2 rRNA genes are annotated in these 3,054 nt (G+C 48.1%); both read right to left on the bottom strand.

The features are described 5' to 3' along the window. Nucleotides 1-91: ribosomal RNA gene (rrf, locus tag HMPREF1864_RS00300) — 5S ribosomal RNA — on the bottom strand; the annotation flags it as partial. Between the two features lie 32 nt (nucleotides 92-123). Continuing rightward, nucleotides 124-2,972, bottom strand: a 23S ribosomal RNA gene (locus tag HMPREF1864_RS00295). Nucleotides 2,973-3,054 lie beyond the last annotated feature (82 nt).

Genomic DNA, 3,054 nt, shown 5'->3' with positions numbered 1-3,054 from the left:
TCGTTGCCAACCAAGTACCATCAGCGGACTAATGCTTAACTTCTGTGTTCGGTATGGGTACAGGTGTGTCCATTGTCCTATTCTCACCAGATTAACTTAAAAACTAATCTCTTCCTTTTTCTTTTGGTCAAGTCTTCGACCTATTAGTACTCGCTAGCTGAATGTATTGCTACACTTACACCTTGAGCCTATCTACCTAATTTTCTTCTAGGGGTCTTATCTTTCGAGGGAAATCTCATCTCGAGGGGGGCTTCGGGCTTAGATGCCTTCAGCTCTTATCCCTTCCAAACTTAGCTTCCCAGCTATGCACTTGGCAGTACAACTGGTGCACCAGAGGTTTGTCCATCCCGGTCCTCTCGTACTAAGGACAGCTCCTCTCAAATTTCCTACGCCCACGACGGATAGGGACCGAACTGTCTCGCGACGTTCTGAACCCAGCTCGCGTGCCTCTTTAATGGGCGAACAGCCCAACCCTTGGGACCTACTTCAGCCCCAGGATGAGACGAGCCGACATCGAGGTGCCAAACCTCCCCGTCGATGTGGACTCTTGGGGGAGATAAGCCTGTTATCCCCGGGGTAGCTTTTATCCGTTGAGCGATGGCCCTTCCACTCGGTACCACCGGATCACTAAGTCCTGCTTTCGCATCTGCTCGACTTGTTGGTCTCGCAGTTAAGCTCCCTTCTGCCTTTGCACTCTTCGCACGATTTCCATCCGTGCTGAGGGAACCTTTGAGCGCCTCCGTTACTCTTTCGGAGGCGACCGCCCCAGTCAAACTGTCCAACTGAGAGTGTCCCTTCCCCAGATTCATGGGGTTAGGTTAGAATTCTAGCATTAAAAGAGTGGTATCCCAACGGTGGCTCCATAGATACTGGCGTACCTACTTCTTTGCCTCCCACCTATTCTGTACATTTAATCCCAAAATTCAATCTCAGCCTACAGTAAAGCTCCACGGGGTCTTTCCGTCCTGTCGTGGGTAAGCGGCATCTTTACCGCTACTACAATTTCACCGGATCCTTTGTTGAGACAGTGCCCAAATCGTTACACCTTTCGTGCGGGTCGGAACTTACCCGACAAGGAATTTCGCTACCTTAGGACCGTTATAGTTACGGCCGCCGTTTACTGGGGCTTCAGTTCTAAGCTTCGCTTGCGCTAACTTTTTCCCTTAACCTTCCAGCACCGGGCAGGTGTCAGCTCCTATACTTCGTCTTTCGACTTAGCAGAAACTTGTGTTTTTGGTAAACAGTCGCTTGGGCCTTTTCACTGCGGCCCCCTTTTACAGGGGCTCCCCTTCTCCCGAAGTTACGGGGTCATTTTGCCGAGTTCCTTAACAAAGGTTTTTCCGCTCGTCTTAGGATTCTCTCCTCACCTACCTGTGTCGGTTTGCGGTACGGGCGATACTTCTCTTGTAGTGGCTTTTCTTGGCAGTGTGGAGTCATAAGCTTCTCTACTTGTTTTCGATCCGCATCACGCTTCAGAATTTTCGGAAAGCGGATTTGCCTACTTCCCTTCCTTTGCGCTTGCACGCCTCACCAACTGGGCGCTCTTATTATCCTTCTGCGTCCCCACTTCCTTTTAACGATTGTATCGGTACAGGAATTTCAACCTGTTGTCCATCGACTACGCTTTTCAGCCTTGCCTTAGGTCCCGACTTACCCTGAGTGGACGAGCCTTGCTCAGGAATCCTTAGGTTTTCGACGGGTGAGATTCTCACTCACCTCTCGCTACTCATGCCAGCATTCTCTCTTGTATGTTGTCCACAGTGCCTTACGGCTTCTGCTTCTCCCTTCATACATTGCTCCTCTACCAACGTTTGACGTTCCATAGCTTCGGTATATAGTTTAGCCCCGGTTATCTTCGGCGCAGAGTCACTTGACTAGTGAGCTATTACGCACTCTTTAAATGAGTGGCTGCTTCTAAGCCAACATCCTAGTTGTCTCAGTAACTCCACATCCTTTCCCACTTAACTATAATTTTGGGACCTTAGCTGATGGTCTGGGCTCTTTCCCTTTCGACTATGAAGCTCATCCCACATAGTCTGACTCCCTAGTGCATGATATGGTATTCGGAGTTTGATAGGTTTTGGTAACATATGCATGCCCCGCAACCAATCAGTGCTCTACCCCCTTTTCACGTCTTTCTAGAGGCTAGCCCTAAAGCTATTTCGAGGAGAACCAGCTATCTCCGTGTTCGTTTGGCTTTTCACCCCTATCCACAAGTCATCCGATAACTTTTAAACGTTACCCGGTTCGAGCCTCCATTGAATTTTACTTCAACTTCACTCTGCTCATGGATAGATCACACGGTTTCGGGTCTACAACTACTAACTTTCGCCCTATTTAGACTCGCTTTCGCTTCGGCTCCGCATCTGTAATGCTTAACCTTGCTAGTAATCGTAACTCGCTGGCCCGTTCTACAAAAAGTACACGATTGTGGCGTATTGCCACTTTCGCTGCTTGTAAACACTAGGTTTCAGATTCTATTTCACTCCCCTCTCGGGGTTCTTTTCACCTTTCCCTCACGGTACTTGTTCGCTATCGGTCACCAAGTAGTATTTAGCCTTAGGGGGTGGTCCCCCTATCTTCCCACGGAATTTCTCGTGTTCCGTGGTACTCTTTTGTGTCGGATATCTTCGCTTTCGCCTACAGGACTCTTACCTTCTTTGGTTAATCTTCCCAGATTATTTGGCTGGCTATTGTCTCTTTTTACACTTTGGGCTCTTCCCCGTTCGCTCGCCGCTACTTAGGGAATCGAGTTTTCTTTCTTTTCCTCAGGTTACTTAGATGTTTCAGTTCACCTGGTTCGCTTCCTATAGTTATGGATTGGCTATAGGATACCTTGCGGTGGGTTTCCCCATTCGGATATCTACGGGTCAATGGATATTTGCTCCTCTCCGTAGCTTTTCGCAGCTTGTCACGTCCTTCGTCGCCTCTTGGTGCCTAGGCATTCACCTAGTGCTCTTTCTAACTTGACCTTTGTTAATAAACATTTCTGTTTATTTCCAGTTTAATTGTTTGTTTTAGAAATTTTGATTAGTTTTTAAGTTGTTATGGTTC

This window comes from Peptoniphilus sp. DNF00840 (assembly GCF_001553125.1).
Classification (GTDB): Bacteria; Bacillota; Clostridia; order Tissierellales; family Peptoniphilaceae; genus Peptoniphilus_A; species Peptoniphilus_A vaginalis.
The sequence above is the reverse complement of the archived record's forward strand: the minus strand, read 5'-3'. Positions and strand labels throughout refer to the sequence as shown.